The organism is Pseudaeromonas pectinilytica (genome assembly GCF_054780855.1).
In genome coordinates this window covers 1-864 of sequence record NZ_BAAGVN010000088.1, presented here as the reverse complement: position 1 = coordinate 864, position 864 = coordinate 1, and the positions used below count along the sequence as shown (strand labels likewise).

The following is an 864-nucleotide window of genomic DNA, read 5'->3' as shown; positions in this document are numbered from 1 at the left end:
CAGCGGTCATGACGGGCCAGCCTTATCCTGACGTATTCAACCTGACCTCGGCTTAGTCAAGCCGGGGCCGGTGAACGGTTACAGGGATACAGGGATGATGACACGACACGAATATCCAACTTTTTGGCGCATCGGGCTGATGGCTCTGCTGGCGCTATTCATGACCGCCTGTGGCGGCGGCGGTGGTGATAATCCGGCTCCTCCAGTCGCTGAATTGACCGCCAGCTTCACCCAGCAAGTCTCCGGCTTGGAGGTGAATCTGGATGCCAGTGGCTCCACCGAGAATATTGCCAGCTACCAATGGGATTTTGGTGATGGCTCCAGCGGTGTCGGCAAAACGGTCAGCCATACCTATGCGGCGGCTGGCGACTACTCCGTCGTTCTGACGGTGACTGATGACAAAGGGGCGACGGCCAGCCAGAGCGTCAGCGTTAGCGTGGTGGCACCCAATGTGGCTCCAACCGCTGCCTTTAGCCACGGCGCCAAGGAATTGGTTGCCAGCTTTGACGCCAGCGCGTCGAGCGACATTGATGGCAGCATTGCCAGCTACAGTTGGAACTTTGGTGATGGTGCGACCGGCACCGGCAAGAGCGCCAGCCATAGCTATGCGGCAGCGGGAACCTATACCGTCACCCTGACGGTGACTGATGACCAAGGGGCGACAGCCAGCAAGAGCGCCAGCATCAGCGTGCTCAAGGCGAACGTTGCGCCGACCGCTGCCTTTAGCCACAGCGCCAAGGAATTGGTTGCCAGCTTTGACGCCAGCGCGTCGAGCGACAGTGATGGCAGCATTGCCAGCTACAGCTGGAACTTTGGTGATGGGGCGACCGGCACCGGCAAGAGCGCCAGCCACAGCTATGCGGC

Annotated in this window: 1 protein-coding gene; it reads left to right on the top strand. The window is 60.3% G+C overall.

The window, feature by feature from the left end:
• Positions 1 to 94 precede the first annotated feature (94 nt).
• The coding region (locus tag ACYVG7_RS06665; RefSeq protein WP_460882431.1) for a PKD domain-containing protein at positions 95 to 864 on the top strand (770 nt) is incomplete at its 3' end.